The organism is Bradyrhizobium sp. Kon37, assembly GCF_055807535.1.
The window spans coordinates 48,400-62,155 of sequence record NZ_JBVVOY010000033.1 but is presented as its reverse complement, the minus strand read 5'-3'; the positions used below and the strand labels follow the sequence as shown (position 1 = coordinate 62,155).

The 13,756-nt window shown below is 63.5% G+C and carries 17 protein-coding genes; 12 read left to right on the top strand and 5 right to left on the bottom strand.

Annotated features, from left to right (window positions below; translation table 11 throughout):
* Window positions 1–133: 133 nt before the first annotated feature.
* Window positions 134–469, top strand: a complete 336-nt coding sequence (locus AC0L3J_RS34070) for a hypothetical protein (RefSeq protein WP_473294619.1) — start codon at window positions 134–136, stop codon at window positions 467–469.
* A 581-nt stretch (window positions 470–1,050) separates the two neighbouring features.
* Here AC0L3J_RS34070 and AC0L3J_RS34065 read toward each other — a convergent pair.
* Complete coding sequence (locus tag AC0L3J_RS34065; RefSeq protein WP_473294618.1) at window positions 1,051–1,299, bottom strand: hypothetical protein; 249 nt, start codon at window positions 1,297–1,299, stop codon at window positions 1,051–1,053.
* Window positions 1,300–1,313: 14 nt separating this feature from the next.
* The gene (locus tag AC0L3J_RS34060; protein ID WP_473349982.1) at window positions 1,314–1,493 is read right to left on the bottom strand and encodes a hypothetical protein; all 180 of its coding nucleotides are present in this window, start codon (window positions 1,491–1,493) and stop codon (window positions 1,314–1,316) included.
* A 519-nt stretch (window positions 1,494–2,012) separates the two neighbouring features.
* On the opposite strand from AC0L3J_RS34060, the gene AC0L3J_RS34055 reads away from it, so the two are divergent.
* A complete protein-coding gene (locus tag AC0L3J_RS34055) occupies window positions 2,013–2,756 on the top strand; it encodes a DUF7168 domain-containing protein (protein WP_473349981.1) in 744 nt (247 codons plus the stop codon).
* 24 nt (window positions 2,757–2,780) lie between these two features.
* Here the strand turns inward: AC0L3J_RS34055 and AC0L3J_RS34050 are convergent, their stop codons facing one another.
* On the bottom strand, window positions 2,781–2,987 hold the full coding sequence (locus tag AC0L3J_RS34050) for a hypothetical protein (protein ID WP_473294615.1): 207 nt from the start codon (window positions 2,985–2,987) through the stop codon (window positions 2,781–2,783).
* Between the two features lie 309 nt (window positions 2,988–3,296).
* Between AC0L3J_RS34050 and AC0L3J_RS34045 the strand changes: the two genes are divergently transcribed.
* The 4 genes from AC0L3J_RS34045 to AC0L3J_RS34030 all read left to right on the top strand — a co-directional run bounded on the left by AC0L3J_RS34045 (window position 3,297) and on the right by AC0L3J_RS34030 (window position 6,837).
* Complete coding sequence (locus AC0L3J_RS34045) at window positions 3,297–3,593, top strand: hypothetical protein (protein ID WP_456764342.1); 297 nt, start codon at window positions 3,297–3,299, stop codon at window positions 3,591–3,593.
* Window positions 3,594–3,779: 186 nt separating this feature from the next.
* Window positions 3,780–5,813, top strand: a complete 2,034-nt coding sequence (locus AC0L3J_RS34040; RefSeq protein ID WP_473349980.1) for a VTT domain-containing protein — start codon at window positions 3,780–3,782, stop codon at window positions 5,811–5,813.
* The gene (locus AC0L3J_RS34035) at window positions 5,813–6,517 is read left to right on the top strand and encodes an endonuclease/exonuclease/phosphatase family protein (RefSeq protein WP_473349979.1); all 705 of its coding nucleotides are present in this window, start codon (window positions 5,813–5,815) and stop codon (window positions 6,515–6,517) included. The genes AC0L3J_RS34040 and AC0L3J_RS34035 overlap by 1 nt, the downstream gene beginning before the upstream one ends.
* 128 nt (window positions 6,518–6,645) lie before the next feature.
* Entirely contained in the window at window positions 6,646–6,837 is a 192-nt protein-coding gene (locus tag AC0L3J_RS34030; RefSeq protein ID WP_007591059.1) for a hypothetical protein, read from the top strand.
* Window positions 6,838–6,886: 49 nt separating this feature from the next.
* Here AC0L3J_RS34030 and AC0L3J_RS34025 read toward each other — a convergent pair whose 3' ends face one another.
* The gene (locus AC0L3J_RS34025; RefSeq protein WP_027566955.1) at window positions 6,887–7,111 is read right to left on the bottom strand and encodes a hypothetical protein; all 225 of its coding nucleotides are present in this window, start codon (window positions 7,109–7,111) and stop codon (window positions 6,887–6,889) included.
* A 250-nt stretch (window positions 7,112–7,361) separates the two neighbouring features.
* On the opposite strand from AC0L3J_RS34025, the gene AC0L3J_RS34020 reads away from it, so the two are divergent.
* The 3 genes from AC0L3J_RS34020 to AC0L3J_RS34010 all read left to right on the top strand — a co-directional run bounded on the left by AC0L3J_RS34020 (window position 7,362) and on the right by AC0L3J_RS34010 (window position 9,660).
* Window positions 7,362–7,679: a DUF1476 domain-containing protein gene (locus tag AC0L3J_RS34020; RefSeq protein WP_473349978.1), complete on the top strand. Its 318-nt coding sequence runs from the start codon at window positions 7,362–7,364 to the stop codon at window positions 7,677–7,679.
* 41 nt (window positions 7,680–7,720) lie between these two features.
* Window positions 7,721–8,035 (top strand): hypothetical protein, encoded by a 315-nt coding sequence (locus AC0L3J_RS34015; RefSeq protein WP_473349977.1) that lies wholly within the window; start codon window positions 7,721–7,723, stop codon window positions 8,033–8,035.
* A gap of 689 nt (window positions 8,036–8,724) precedes the next feature.
* A complete protein-coding gene (locus tag AC0L3J_RS34010; RefSeq protein WP_473349976.1) occupies window positions 8,725–9,660 on the top strand; it encodes a septal ring lytic transglycosylase RlpA family protein in 936 nt (311 codons plus the stop codon).
* Here the strand turns inward: AC0L3J_RS34010 and AC0L3J_RS34005 are convergent.
* The gene (locus AC0L3J_RS34005) at window positions 9,657–10,610 is read right to left on the bottom strand and encodes an alpha/beta fold hydrolase (protein ID WP_473349975.1); all 954 of its coding nucleotides are present in this window, start codon (window positions 10,608–10,610) and stop codon (window positions 9,657–9,659) included. The genes AC0L3J_RS34010 and AC0L3J_RS34005 overlap by 4 nt on opposite strands.
* A gap of 151 nt (window positions 10,611–10,761) precedes the next feature.
* Between AC0L3J_RS34005 and AC0L3J_RS34000 the strand changes: the two genes are divergently transcribed.
* The 3 genes from AC0L3J_RS34000 to AC0L3J_RS33990 are packed head-to-tail and all read left to right on the top strand — an operon-like array spanning window position 10,762 to window position 13,756.
* Complete coding sequence (locus tag AC0L3J_RS34000; protein WP_473294609.1) at window positions 10,762–12,024, top strand: D-alanyl-D-alanine carboxypeptidase family protein; 1,263 nt, start codon at window positions 10,762–10,764, stop codon at window positions 12,022–12,024.
* Window positions 12,025–12,026: 2 nt separating this feature from the next.
* Window positions 12,027–12,713, top strand: coding sequence for a dTMP kinase (gene tmk, locus AC0L3J_RS33995; protein WP_456764351.1), 687 nt, complete (start codon window positions 12,027–12,029; stop codon window positions 12,711–12,713).
* Window positions 12,710–13,756, top strand: a complete 1,047-nt coding sequence (locus tag AC0L3J_RS33990; RefSeq protein ID WP_473349974.1) for a DNA polymerase III subunit delta' — start codon at window positions 12,710–12,712, stop codon at window positions 13,754–13,756. The genes tmk and AC0L3J_RS33990 overlap by 4 nt, the downstream gene beginning before the upstream one ends.

The following is a 13,756-nucleotide window of genomic DNA, read 5'->3' as shown; positions in this document are numbered from 1 at the left end:
ACGGCATCCACACCTCCCGCAGAACAAAAGCGGAAAGTGTAACCCATGTGTCCGGTACGTTTTGTCACCTATGTCTCGGGCCGCTCATGTCCGACGGTGTCCTAATCCGTCTTTCTGTGTCGAAGAAGCGCGCATGGGACGGACCAAAAAGCTGATCGATTGCCACGACTGCGACCACCCGGTTTCGACGAGTGCGTCGGCTTGTCCAAATTGCGGCTCGAAGGTGCCGTTCGGTCCTCCCATTCTTCACCGCAAAAGGCCGCCGATCTATAACGTCGAGGCGCGCAACGACCGCAACATGGTCGTCTTTGCCGGGACGCTGGGAGGCTTAGGCGCAGCCTATGGATTTGCGACAAGCGCGGGGCTGCTTAGCGCTGCGCTGCTGGTCACGTCGTACGGCATGCTGGGGGTCTTGGTGGGCGTGCCGCTTGCGGCGTTGTTCAACATCACGCGCCGGCTGTGGCGGTAGCGACCTCCGGAATCTAGGAAGTCTACGCACCAGCCTAGCGTCGCTCCCGGCGCTCTGATCCGCAATTGATCGGCAGCCGGGAGCATGGGGGCTGGTAGGAAAGCGGTGCCATTGCCAGATCCGGGTGACAATCCGGGCCGCTTGGAATTCCGGTAGTCTTACGGAATCCTTTTTCGGAACACTGTGTTCTACTGTGAGAACACCGGCGAGATTTAAGTACCAGTTTCTAATTTGCCCGGGATGGCCGCAGCGGGGGCTGGAACCACCCTGCGGCCTTTCGCTTTAGCGAAACCCATTTCTAAGCTGAGCCGTACCGTCTCTGGGGCGAAGTCGGCGGAGAATTCGTGAGCATTCAAATCATTATAGCCGCCATGTTGGAGCGCGAGCTAGCGGCGCGCGGCGTGCAATCGTTGGGAGCTTCCGATTGCATGGATATCGTCGAGAACCTGCTCGGGCGCTTGAAAGATTTGGACCGGGAGTTAGCTGCGCGAGGCGGCAGCCAAACGGTAGCCTCATGGGGATACGGCCCCGGCTCGGAGGGGCCGGGGACTGGTTAGACGCGGCCGCTACGCGGGAGCCCTTTAGACCGGCTTCCGGTGTCCAATGGCCGGCGCGTATTTGTCCGCTCCAGGCTCAAGATGCTGAGGCCAGTCGATTGCCGTGCAAAACAAACCGCGCCGCTCGATTTCGCGTGCAAGAGCCTCCGCGCGCAGCCTCGCTGGCAAGCCGACAAAACGCGTGCCGGCTAGCCTATCTGCTTGCACCTCATGGCGGATGAACTCGTGCATCCGCAGAATGAACTGGTCAGATAGGCCTTCGAACTCGCTCATGCCAGCCAATCGCGTTAGTCAAAAATATAGGCAACCAAAAAGGTGGCTGGCTGCCAAGCGATGAACCCAATCGCCTCCAGCGAAACAGCTGTGGCCAGGAGGGCTACGGCGCTGAAGGTGAGGGGAATGACGAGGTCAAAAAAGTTGTGGGGCTCGTCTGCATCTGCAGTTTGAAATGCGGTTCTATCGGACATTCGAATATTCCTCTATTCGAGGTCATATCGAATTCGACGCTCTCAGCAAAACGTTCGCTGGGGTTAACCTGACCGCTAAACCTTAACAGTGGGTCTCCCTTCAGGAATGTGTCGCGGCACAAAACCGATCGACGGCCTTGATCAGTGCGTCTTTCAATCCACCAGTCTGCTGCCGACTACTCAGCAAGCGCAGGGATCAAAGCCGGCTGACTGCAAGCTCGAAATACTGTGAACAAGACGCAGCCGCCAACGCCAAGGCGCCAACGCAACCTCGTTCGGCTTGTGGTGGTCTGCTCCCGACAGTGATTTGTCAGCTGCGGTGGAAATAGAGCGAGAAGCTCAATTGTAGTGAAGCCTCGTCTCTGCATTTTATGGTCAGTGCGGCGAGTCGTGCACCGCACGTAGAAGGAGTGAGGCCCGTTCGAAAAAAATCGAAGATCAATACAGTTGACAAGAGACCCCTTCCGCCGGTCTATCCGACCGGGTTCTATCCGTCGCGTTTACCCGGACAGGTGATCGGTGAATCAGACATCCAATCCGGCTGCACTCGACAAGCTGAAGCTCCGCATTCAGGCGTTGCGCGCCAAGACGATCGCCAATGGCTGCACCGAGGACGAGGCGCTGTCTGCGGCTGCCAAGGTCGCCGAGCTGCTGGATCGACATGATCTGTCGCTCTCCGACGTCGAACTGCGCGCGTCGTCGTGCGAGCGGAGGGTCTACGAGACTTTTCGCAAGAAGCGCATTCCGCTGGACGACTGCATCGGCGCGATCGCTCGTTTCTGCGATTGTCGGGTCTGGCGCGAGAAGAGCCCGGCCGGCGAGAACCGCTATGTGTTCTTCGGTCTCGGCGCGGATATCGAGGTCGCGCATTATCTGGCTGAGTTGATCGACGGCGCCGTGCGCGCCGAACTTGGCCGCTTCAAGACCTCGGTCGACTACAGCAGGTTCCGGCACCAGGAGCGGCATCTGGCCAATGCCTCCTTCGCGCTCGGGATGGTGGCGTCGATCGCGGACAAGTTGGTGGCGATCAAGGCCGGTCGCGATCAGGTCAACGAGAGCACCGGCCGCGGGCTGGTGGTTCTCAAGACCTCGGTGGTCGATGCGGAGTTCGACAAGCTCGATCTGAAGATGCGGACCCAGCGCAGCGCCAGCCGGATGGTGTCGATGACGGCCTATGAAGCCGGCGGCGCGGCCGGCGCGTCGCTCGCGATCAATCCCGGGCTTGGCGCGTCGCGGTCAGGGACCACTTCCAAAGGAAGCTGAACGCAGCCTCACCGTCATTGCAGTTCAGTCGATGGACTTCTCGAGCTTCTGGGCTGCCCGGAAGTCGTCCATATGCTGCAGGTTCGGCCCGTAGGCAGCCTCCTTGGTCAGCAGGTGGTAGACCCGGGCCACGACGGTTTGGAGATGTTTCATTCGTCCGCGCGGCATCGCCCGGGCCTTGCAAAGGGCCCGGACCGCATGCGCTCGGAAATAATCAAAAGCGTCTGACATGGCGGACTCAACGTCCCGCGCAATGATTAGTTCTTGGATTGGTTCTTGTTCGCGTGCCCAAAAACGCCTCCAGGAACGCTGTCGAATGGGAGCACTTAGCCCGTCACGAAGCGATGGGATGGGCGAGGCATGTTCTTCTTTTTCTCGAACCGGCTGGGATGTCTCGGCTCGCTGCTGGTCTCCGGGTTGATCACTCTCGCGCTGCTGTTCATGTTTGGGATCGTTCGGTTCTAAACGCCCGCGCGCGTTCAGGAACCTGGCCCTCGCTGACCAGTTGTTCGCACTCTGGTCCAGCCACGGAGGGCGCCCTTGGAAAGTACGATCATCGGAGAATTCGACACGCGCCGCGGCGCCGAGCTTGCGGTTGAGCATGTCGTGCAGGAATGCGGCGTGCCGCGAACCGACGTTTTTGTCCAGCCCGTCGGGGATGCGAACACGACGGGGACACGCCCGGCCGGTCCTGACGCCAAGGCCGCGCCTGAGCCGGAGGGGCACCAGAAGCTGGAAGGCCGGATCGAGGTCTCCGTGGATTTTCACGGCGATGCGCCCGAGAAGATCGCAGACGCCTTGAAAGGCGCTGGTGCAAGGGCGGTCCGAACCAAGTAGCGGCGAAGGAGGCTGTGGCGCCGGAATCCGCACACGCTGAACAGTGAACCCTAGTTCTGAGTTGGGGAACCCGTTGCGCGTTCAGTGCGTTTCAACGCGAACGCAAATGGCGAGGTCTCCCTGCTTCAGAGCTCATCGACCCTGATCCCCGGCGACACCGTCTGGCGGCGGTGCGAGGCGCGTCGTGTGGCGGTTCTGAATGATGCTGCCGCTTATTTCGCGGCGCTGCGCGAGGCACTGCTGCAGGCGCAGGATCTCGTCTATATCGTCGGGTGGGATATCCATAGCGAAACAATGCTGGTGGGAGAATCCGGGCGAGCGGATGACGGCTTGCCGGAACAGCTCGGCCCATTCCTGCGCGCGCTGATCCAGCGACGTCCCACCTTGCGCATCAACATTCTCGTCTGGGACTTCGTCTCGTTCTACGCTTCCGAAAGGGAATGGAATTCCGCGGCCAAATTTACGGCCGACACAGATGAACGCGTCCGGTTTCACCTTGATGCCACACTTCCATTTGGTTCGGCCCAACACCAGAAGATCGTCTGTGCCGACGGTTCGCTGGCGTTCGTCGGCGGGCTCGATCTGACGATCAGGCGCTGGGACACGAGTGACCATCGCGCCGATCACGCACCGCGCTGTGATCCCCAGGGCAAGCCATACCTGCCGTTTCATGATGTTCAATGCATGGTCGACGGGGAGGCGGCGGCGTGGCTGTTCGACCTCGTGGAGCAACGCTGGCGCGCGGCGGGCCAACAGATTGACGATCGGCGCCCGCTGAAAAGCTTGCGCTGGCCGGCGAATGTGCCGGTTGAGGCTGAGCATATGCCGGTTGGCATTGCCAGGACCGAGGTGGTTTGTCCGGCAGGTTCGACCATCAGGGAGGTCGAACGCTCGTTGATCGCAGCGATCCGGTCCGCGACGAGCTTCGTGTACATCGAGAACCAGTTCACCAGCGCCACCAAGATCGCGCGTGAATTGGCGGAGCAGATGCTGCGCGTGCCTTCGCTTCGGGTTCTGATCGTCACGCCGAAACTGCATTCCTCGTGGCTGGAATCCCAAGCCATGCAGAACGGCCGGGGCGCCTTCATCGACTGCTTCAGTTCGGCCGGCGTCGCCGATCGCATCCGCTTCGTCTACCCGGTGTCGCGGAAGGGAGATACGGAAGCGGCCGTGATGGTGCACAGCAAGCTCATGATCGTCGACGATCGGATCTTGAGGATCGGTTCGGCCAATCTAAACAATCGATCGATGGGCGCCGACAGCGAATGTGACCTGATCTTTGAAGCCGCATCAGACGAGCATCGGAATTTCATCGCCTCGCTCCGCCGTCGCCTGATCGGCCATTTCTGCGGTCTCGATGAACAGGCCGTTGCGCAAAACGACGATCGTCTTCTTGCGCTCCTGGACGACGTCTCCAAAGCCGGTGGGACGAAGGCGCTGCGGGACGTGGAATCCTCGGTGCTGACCAGCACTCTGGCCACGATGGTTCAGCCGGTGGCGGACCCCGAGCGGCCTCTACATCTGGAGCGGGCGGCATCGCGCATGTGGAGCACGAAGACAATCATCGGGATGGTCTCGATCGCCCTGGCGCTTCTTGGGCTGGCGATGGCCTGGTCGTACACGTCGTTGAGCGATTTCGCCGACGCCGGCCGGATGTCGACGCTTCTGTCTGCCTATTCGCAGTCCGTCTGGGGGCCGCCATTCGCGATAGCGGCTTTCGTCGTCGGCGGGTTGGTCGTGTTTCCGGTTCTCGTGCTCATCGCGGCAACGGCTGCCGCACTCGGACCATGGCTAGGCTTCGTCACCGCCATCACGGGCGTCTTGCTCAGCGCCTTTGTCCTGTTTGCGATCGGACGGGCACTCGGGCGCGAACGCCTGCAGCGTTTGCTGGGGCGACGTACCGCGCGCATCCAGGAACGGGTCGTCGGCAAGGGCATTCTGGCTGTCGTCGTCATCCGGATGATTCCGATCGCGCCGTTCTCGGTGGTGAATGTCGTGGCTGGCGCGAGCACGCTGCCTCTGCGTGACTTCCTGATCGGAACACTGCTCGGCATGACGCCCGGCATTCTCGCCATGGCAGTTTTGGGGGCTCAGATCGCTGATCTCGCCAGGAATGCGTCCTGGCTCAACATATTGCTGCTTGCACTGGCGTTCCTGGGCTGGCTCGCGATCTGCGCAGGCGCGCAATTCGTCGCGACGTGGCTCGCCGGGAGGCGTTGATGGCGTCGATGCGCTTCATGACGTGGAATGTGCACGGCACCTTCAATCTCAATCCGAAGTTCGATCTCGAGGGTATCTGTTCCATCATTCGCAAATGGGCTCCCGATGTCGTCGCGCTTCAGGAGGTGGATTCGCGATCGCGATCAGACGATCCGTTTGCGAAGCTGGCGAGTGTCGTTGGCGATCACCGTGTTCACGCCAAGTCGATCGTCACGGCCGATGGCGAATACGGCCAGACGCTCCTGAGCCGCTTCCCATTCTCCGGCCCGCCCGAGATCGTCGACGTGTCGTATCGTGAGCGCGAGCCGCGCCGGGCGATCGCCGCGGGACTGCTGACGCCGGTTGGCGATGTCCGCGTGGTGGCCACGCATCTCGGCTTGAGCATCCACGAGCGCCATGCGCAGGCTCAGGCGCTGGTGAGCCTGGTGAAACCTGGAAGGACCGTCGTCCTCGGGGATTTCAACGACTGGTTCTGGATCAAATCGGTGCGGCGCGTGCTCGCGCAGGTCTGCCCGAACCGGACGCGGCTGCGAACTTTCCCGTCGCATCTGCCCCTGCTGCGGCTTGACCGCATCTATGCAACCTCCGACAGCCCGATCGGGAAGGTCTGGACCGACGAAGGGGCGAGGGCCTATTCGGACCATTTGCCTGTTATTGCCGACATCGAGATCGCCGGCGGGTCAAACGCACCGTCAGTGCGATAAAAAAGTGCTGTCTTTAGAATGGCTTGGCTACTGTGCATGGGGTTGTTTTCGCACATTATGCAGTCGGCCCGCAGTGCCGCTCAGCGTGACCATGAGGAACTCTTTCCTCACCCACGCGTTATTTTGCCATGACGGAAGACATTTCCTACCGGCGCAAGCCCTTGACCCCCGAGCAGCGGCAGGCGCGCGATGCGACACGCCGTATCGAAGCCGAAAAAGCCATGCGCGATCACGAAGCGGCGCAGAAGGCGTTTTACGCCAACAAGGAGCGGCTGAGGGCCGAACGGTTGGCACGTGAGCAGACGGAGGCCAAGGGCTGACCGCGCGCGGTCGCCCCGTCAAAGATGTCCTTGCCCGCGAGCGCTGGCCTCAGTGCCGGTGAGGGACGCGCGTCACGCTCAACGCCTGCTTCAGCGCCTGGACGGCACTTGCGAAAGGTCTGCGAGGCGATTGTGCCTCGATCGCTTCGGCTGCGACGCGACAATCGTCAGCGACCTTGAGCAACCCGCCTCGCGCGAGGTCCATGGTGGAGAGGGCTGCCTGCTCCAGGCAGACCCGTTCAAGCCGTCGAAACTCCCGCAGTTCTTTGTTCATGCGTCAGCTCTGGATGTCCCCCGGGCCATGCGGCGCTGAGTCTGCTTAACGAACAGTAAACATCCCTGCCTAGCGGGGTTGGCTGGCGTGGAGCTGATCGGTGCCCTGCGCGCGCCCGGTGGGCGCAGCCCAGCGGGCTTGACGGCGTTTGGCTTCCGCCGGAAGCTTCAGATGACCCTGACGTGAACCACGGAGACGTTCGCTTCCAGCCAGTCCGATCCCGATCAGCGAAACGACAATGGAGCTGACCATGTCCACGTTCGACAAGCGCGAGCAGGGCTTTGAGGCCAAATTCGTCCACGACGAGGAGCTCATGTTCAAGGCCACGGCCCGGTCCAACAAGCTGCTCGGGCTCTGGGCCGCAACCCAGCTCGGCCTCAGCGGCGATGCCGCGGCAAGCTACGCGACGGCGTTGGTGACGGACCATCTGGAGAAGCAGAAGATGGACGAGATCCTCGACAAGGTGTCAGGCGATCTCGCCGCCAAGGGCGTATCGCGCGAACAGGTGGCAGCCAAGCTTCAGGAATGCTTGCACCAAGCGTTGCAGCAACTCGAAGCGGACAAGTGAAAGCAAGGCGGCCGTCGACGGCTGGGATCGGGAGGCGGGTGGTGTCTTGCGGAGTATCTGGCGGAGTATATTGGAGCAGCTTCGGCACATGGCCCGGCGCGATCACGCTCGCTGTTGCGATCCTGATCGGCTGCAGCGGCGCTGAGGTATCGGCCACGCCGCTGACGCCATTTCGCTACGAGGCGCAGGCGCAGCGTCATTGCCCGCACGACCGGGTCGTCTGGCTCGATTTCAGCAAAGGCGTGTACTACGGCAAAGGCCAGAAGCGGTACGCCCAGGGTTTTGACGGCAGCTTCGTCTGCCTGAGCGAAGCCCGTGACAGCCTCTATCGGCGTTCGCTGCTTGGACTGCGGTAAGCGTATTTTTCGGGAAGTGCTGGGGTGCTCAGGCGAAGGCCAATGCCATGAGGCTCGAGCACAGCAGGACCAAACCACCGGCGGTCAATGCCAGGAAGCCGCCGGATACGAGGTCATGGGATACGAGGTCATGGTTGCGCATGGGACACCTGCCGCTCTCGTCTGCGATGCTCGATCGGATCGATTAAAAACGTCCGAACGCGCCGTCTTGAAAGGGTGATGCTTGCCGTCCGCGCGAGTGCCTCAGGCCCTCGTGCGGTAACCTTCAAACGCATGGGCCAGGAAGATCCCCGCGCTTACCAAACCCATCAGTGCCGAAACCGTCTCGATCATCGTCTCATTCCATTCCGCCCTGCACGCGAGAAAACGCGGGCGGCCTTGCACAGTCAAAAGAATTCCAGTGAGCCGCGCGACAATGGGGGTGGAGTGAGGATTTGGCGCAACAGAATGTCCGGCCATGGCACGGAGCAGGGCGCCCGCGCCCCGTAGTTCAACGGGGCGAACGCATACGCCCCGTTTACCATCCCGGCGTGAACGCTGTGGGCTCCCCATTTCCGCCGTGTTCGGGTTGCGTTATCGTTACGACTTCCGACGCGGTGGTGGGCCGCCTCGGAGCAAAGGACCGGACAGCGCTGCCCCGTAGCCAAAGCGGGTTAGGTACGGCTCCGGCGGAATGGTATTTGGGGCGAATGGGGATCCGACGTTCAGATTCGGTTTTGCGGGCCGCGCGCGCTGCTGCGGCGGCCGCGACCTGCCTTGCGCTTGCCAATTGCGCGTCCTCCAACAAATTCGCCAGCCGGGTCGATCCGAAATACGGCGTGTCCTCGAGCCCCCGGGTCGTGGCTTTGGGCGATCCGGTCCCGAAGGGCGGCGGCGCCTACCGCGTCGGCAAGCCCTACGTGGTGGGCGGCCGGACCTATGTGCCCGAAGAGGACGTCAACTACCGCGCCGAAGGCATGGCGTCCTGGTACGGCGACGATTTCCACGGCCGCCTGACCGCCAATGGCGAAGTGTTCGACATGGGCTCGCTGACCGCGGCGCATCCGACCCTGCCGATGCCGTCCTATGCGCGGGTGACCAACGTCTCGAACGGCAAGTCGCTGATCGTCCGCGTCAATGACCGCGGGCCCTATCACGGCAACCGGCTCATCGACGTCTCGAACAAGGCCGCCGAACTGCTTGAATTCAAAGGCAATGGCATCGCCAAGGTCCGGGTCGAATATGTCGGCCGGGCGCCGCTGGAAGGCTCCGACGACCGCCAGCTGATGGCGACCTTGCGCACCGGGACCCCGGCGCCTTCGCCCTCGATGGTCCGGGTCGCCTCGGCGCGACCGTTCGTGCCGGAGCTGCCGTCGTCGAACCGTGGCGCCATGCGCGGCGAAGTTCCGACGCCGGAGGGACGGCCCTACAATCTCGGCAACACCTCCGCCGAGATGGCTTCACTCAGTGCGACCTCGGAAATGTCGGCCTCGAGCCGTAACCGGGGCCGGGCGGTCCAGAACGCCCGCGCCGTGTCCTATGACGGGGACGGCCGCTATGCGACCGAGAGCGCGCCGCCCGGCGCCTACGCCTCGGATGGCGCTGCCGAAGCCCGCGGCATCCTGAGCGGCCGAGGCCTCTACTAGGCCGCGCTTTCCTTCAAGAACTTCACCAGCGCCGCATTCACCTCCTCGGGCCGCTCCTGCTGGACCCAATGGCCGGCGCCGTCGATGATCAGCTTTCGCTTCAAATTGGGCAGCACGCGCTCGAGCTCGTTGACGCGCTTGGCTCCGATCAGGCCGGTGATGACGGCGTCTTTCGAGCCGGCAATGAAGAGCGAGGGCTGGTGGATCTGCGCGTCCTGCCAGGGCGCCGTCAGCTCCCAATTGCGGTCGAGGTTGCGATACCAGTTGAGGCCGCCGCGGAAGCCGGATTTGCGGAAGGCTTCGGTGAAATAAGCAAGGTCAGTCTCGCTGAGCCAGGCCGGCAGAGGCTCCTCCGGGTTGCCGTGGCCGAGGAAGCCCTTGCCTTCCTGCACGAACATCGCCGCGGAGGGATCGGCAAGGCCCCGCCCGCCGAGCACGATGCGCATGGTGCGCGCGACATCATGCTCGAACTCGGCTTCGGCCACGCCGGGCGCCTGGAAATACTGCCAATAGAAATTGCTGATGCCGCCCTGGCGCAGAAGGTCGAGCGGCTTGCCGCGGCCGCGGAACGGCGGCGGCACGCTCAGGCCAGCGACCGCCGTGAAGATGTCGGGCCGGAACAGCGCCGCATGCCAGGCCACCGGTGCACCCCAATCGTGGCCGACCACCATGGCCTTGGTCTCGCCGAGCGCCTGCACGAGGCCGACGATGTCGCCGACCGTGTCGAAGATCGAATAGGCCGTCGCCTCGGGCGGCGCTGAGCTCTGGCCATAGCCGCGCATGTCGGGACCGACGACGCGAAACCCGGCCTGCGCCAGCGCCGGGATCTGGTGGCGCCAGGAGTAGGAGAGTTCCGGCCAGCCGTGGCACAGCACCACCAGCGGACCCTGGCCGGCTTCGCGGATGAACAGGTCGATGCCATTGGCCTTGATCACGCGGGTGGAAGACATCGCTTTTCCGCCTTGTTTCAGGGGTTTGGTCAGAAAATCTGAGGTGCCACGATAGGGGCGGGACGAGAATCGTGCAATCTCAGGACAAGCGGCCACCGCGTGTTGTTCGCACCGGCTCCAACTGTTAGAACGCCGCTCTCAGGGCTTGGCCATGGAATTTCATCTTTCCTCGTTGGGGCGCACCCGGTTCACCGCCGGAGCGCTGGCGCGTGGGCTGATCGCGACGGCTGTGGTGGCGGCCATTGGCTGGGGCGGGGCGCTCTACGCCGCCAACCAGAGCGTCCAGGGCGCCAAGAAAACAGATGATGCCGGCTTCGACGGCGACGCCCCGACCGCGATCCTGATCGAGGCCTCCAGCGGCAGCGTGCTGTTCGAGAAGAACGCCGACGAACTGCGCGCGCCCTCCAGCATGATGAAGCTGATGACCGCCGAGGTCGTCTTCAACGCGATCAAGAAGGGCGACATCAAGCTGACCGACGAATACCGGATCAGCGAGAACGCCTGGCGCCGGGGCGGCGCACCCTCTGGCGGCTCGACCATGTTCGCCGCGATCAACAGCAAGGTCACGGTCGACGATCTCCTGCACGGGGCGATCATCCAGAGCGGCAACGACGCCTGCATTGCGCTCGCCGAAGCCATGGCGGGCAACGAGCGGATTTTCGCCGCCGACTTCATGACGAAGCGCGCCCGCGAGCTTGGCCTGACGAAGTCGACCTTCGGCAATTCCAACGGCTTGCCCGACCCCGCCAACAAGATGACGGTGCGCGAGCTCGGCATTCTCGCCCGGCACATCATTCTCGATTTCCCCGAATTCTATAAACTGTTCGGCGAGAAGGAATACACCTGGAACAAGATCCGCCAGCCCAACCGCAATCCGCTGCTCAATTCCATGGAAGGCGCCGACGGTCTGAAGACAGGCTACACCAAGGAAGGTGGCTACGGCATGGTCGGCTCGGCCGTGCAGAACGGCACGCGGCTGATCGTCGTCGTCAACGGGCTGGAAGACCCCGACGATCGCGCGACCGAAGCCAAGAAGATGCTGGAATGGGGTTTTCGCAATTTCGAGACCCGCACCCTGATCGCAGCCGATCAACCCGTCGGCTACGCCAAGGTGTTCGGCGGCGAGAGCCGTTCGGTGAAACTGGTCGCCAAGACGCCCGTGAAAGTGATGGTGCACAAGAACGGCAGCGACAAGCTGATCGCGCGCGTCGTCTATAGCGGCCCCGTGCGCGCGCCGGTCGAGGCCGGCCAGAAGGTCGGGCTGGTCAGGGTCTGGCGCAGCGGCAACATCGCGGTGGAGACGCCGGTCTATGCCGCTGACGCGATCGGCACCGGCTCGACCGTGCGCCGCGCGATCGACGGCGCCAGCGAGCTCGTGATCGGCATGTTCCGTGCGGGCGCCGAGAAGCTCTGATCATGAGTGAAAGCGCGGTAAAGTGGCCGTCCGGACGCGGGCGCTTCGTCACCTTTGAAGGCGGCGAGGGCACGGGCAAGTCGACCCAGATCAAGAAGCTCGCCGACCGTCTCAAGGCAGCCAGGATGCGCATCCTCGTCACGCGCGAACCGGGCGGCTCGCCGGGCGCCGAGATCATGCGGCATCTGGTGCTGTCAGGCATGGGCAAGCTGCTCGGACCTGAGGCCGAGACGCTGCTGTTCGCGGCCGCGCGCGACGACCATGTCCACACCGTGATCCAACCCGCGCTCAACCAGGGCACCTGGGTGTTGTGCGACCGCTTCGCCGATTCGACGCGAGCCTATCAGGGCAGCCTCGGCCGGGTACCGGCGGCGCTGATCAACGCGATGGAGCGGGTCACGATCGGCGATCTCAAGCCGGACCTCACCATCATCCTCGACCTGCCGGTCGAGATCGGCTTGCAGCGCGCGGCCGCTCGCCGCGGCAGCGGCACGCCAGACAGGTTCGAGGCCGAGAAGCTCGGTTTCCATCAGGGCCTGCGCGAGGCCTATCGCAAGATCGCGGCGGACGATCCCGCGCGCTGCGTGCTGATCGACGCCAATTCCGACCCTGATACGGTTGCCGGACGCATCTGGACCGCGCTGCGTGATCGCCTGCTTCCGACGCCGGCATCGGTGGTGTCCATATGAGCCCGCGTCAGACCGAGCGCGAAACCGCCATGTCTCATCCGCGCGAGACGAGCATTCTGTTCGGCCATCGGGAGGCCGAGACCGCGCTGCTCGCCGCCTATCGCAGCGGGCGCATCCCGCATGCCTGGCTGATCGGCGGGCCGCAAGGCATCGGCAAGGCGACGCTGGCGTATCGGATGGCGCGCTTCGTGCTCGCTCACGGCCAGCCGCTGGCGCCTTCGGTGCAGCGCGCCGAAGACCTCGCCATCAATCCTGATCACGCCGTGGCGCGGCAGGTTGCGGCGAGTTCGCATGGTGGCCTGCTGACGCTGGAGCGCACCGCCAACGACCGCGGCGTGATGCGCACCGTGATCACCGTGGACGAGACGCGCGAGACGATCGGTTTCTTCGGCTCGACCGCGGCGGCCGAAGGCTGGCGCGTCTGCATCGTCGACACCGTCGACGAGCTCAATCCGAATGCCGCCAACGCGCTGCTGAAAATTCTCGAGGAGCCGCCGCAGCAATCGCTGTTCCTGCTGGTGAGCCACGCGCCGGCGCGCGTGCTCGCCACAATTCAGTCGCGCTGCCGCAAGCTGCGCCTGCGCGCGCTCGCAACCGACGACGTGATTGCTGCAGCCGCAGCCGCTGCCGATCTCGACCGGAACGATCCGGCGTTGCGCGAGGCGGCGGAGGCCTCCGAGGGCAGCGTCGCGCGGGCGCTGACGCTGCTCGGCGGTGACGCCCTGAAGCTCCAGCAACGCACGGCCGCGCTGCTGGCGCGACTGCCGCAGGTCGACCCGCGCGAATTGCACACGCTCGGCGAATCGCTCGGCACCAGCGATCGCGTTGCGCTTGCCGCCTTCATCGACGGCATCGATCGCTGGATCGCGGAACGCCTACACGCCGACGAGGTCAATGCCAACCAGAACCTGCCGCGCCTTGCGCGCCTAGCTGAGGTATGGGAAAAGATCGTCCGCGCCGCGCGCGACACCGAAACCTACAATCTGGAGCGAAAGCCCTTGGTTTTCTCGGTGTTCGGCTGGCTGGCGGACGCAACGCGCTAG

Coding starts and splice junctions, on each gene's coding strand:
- AC0L3J_RS34030 (WP_007591059.1), top strand. CDS start 6,646: ATGACGGAAGACATTTCCTACCGGCGCAAGCCCTTGACCCCCGAGCAG.
- AC0L3J_RS34005 (WP_473349975.1), bottom strand. CDS start 10,610: ATGTCTTCCACCCGCGTGATCAAGGCCAATGGCATCGACCTGTTCATC.
- AC0L3J_RS34065 (WP_473294618.1), bottom strand. CDS start 1,299: ATGAGCGAGTTCGAAGGCCTATCTGACCAGTTCATTCTGCGGATGCAC.
- AC0L3J_RS33990 (WP_473349974.1), top strand. CDS start 12,710: ATGAGCCCGCGTCAGACCGAGCGCGAAACCGCCATGTCTCATCCGCGC.
- AC0L3J_RS34050 (WP_473294615.1), bottom strand. CDS start 2,987: ATGTCAGACGCTTTTGATTATTTCCGAGCGCATGCGGTCCGGGCCCTT.
- AC0L3J_RS34000 (WP_473294609.1), top strand. CDS start 10,762: ATGGAATTTCATCTTTCCTCGTTGGGGCGCACCCGGTTCACCGCCGGA.
- tmk (WP_456764351.1), top strand. CDS start 12,027: ATGAGTGAAAGCGCGGTAAAGTGGCCGTCCGGACGCGGGCGCTTCGTC.
- AC0L3J_RS34025 (WP_027566955.1), bottom strand. CDS start 7,111: ATGAACAAAGAACTGCGGGAGTTTCGACGGCTTGAACGGGTCTGCCTG.
- AC0L3J_RS34060 (WP_473349982.1), bottom strand. CDS start 1,493: ATGTCCGATAGAACCGCATTTCAAACTGCAGATGCAGACGAGCCCCAC.
- AC0L3J_RS34070 (WP_473294619.1), top strand. CDS start 134: ATGGGACGGACCAAAAAGCTGATCGATTGCCACGACTGCGACCACCCG.
- AC0L3J_RS34035 (WP_473349979.1), top strand. CDS start 5,813: ATGGCGTCGATGCGCTTCATGACGTGGAATGTGCACGGCACCTTCAAT.
- AC0L3J_RS34020 (WP_473349978.1), top strand. CDS start 7,362: ATGTCCACGTTCGACAAGCGCGAGCAGGGCTTTGAGGCCAAATTCGTC.
- AC0L3J_RS34010 (WP_473349976.1), top strand. CDS start 8,725: ATGGGGATCCGACGTTCAGATTCGGTTTTGCGGGCCGCGCGCGCTGCT.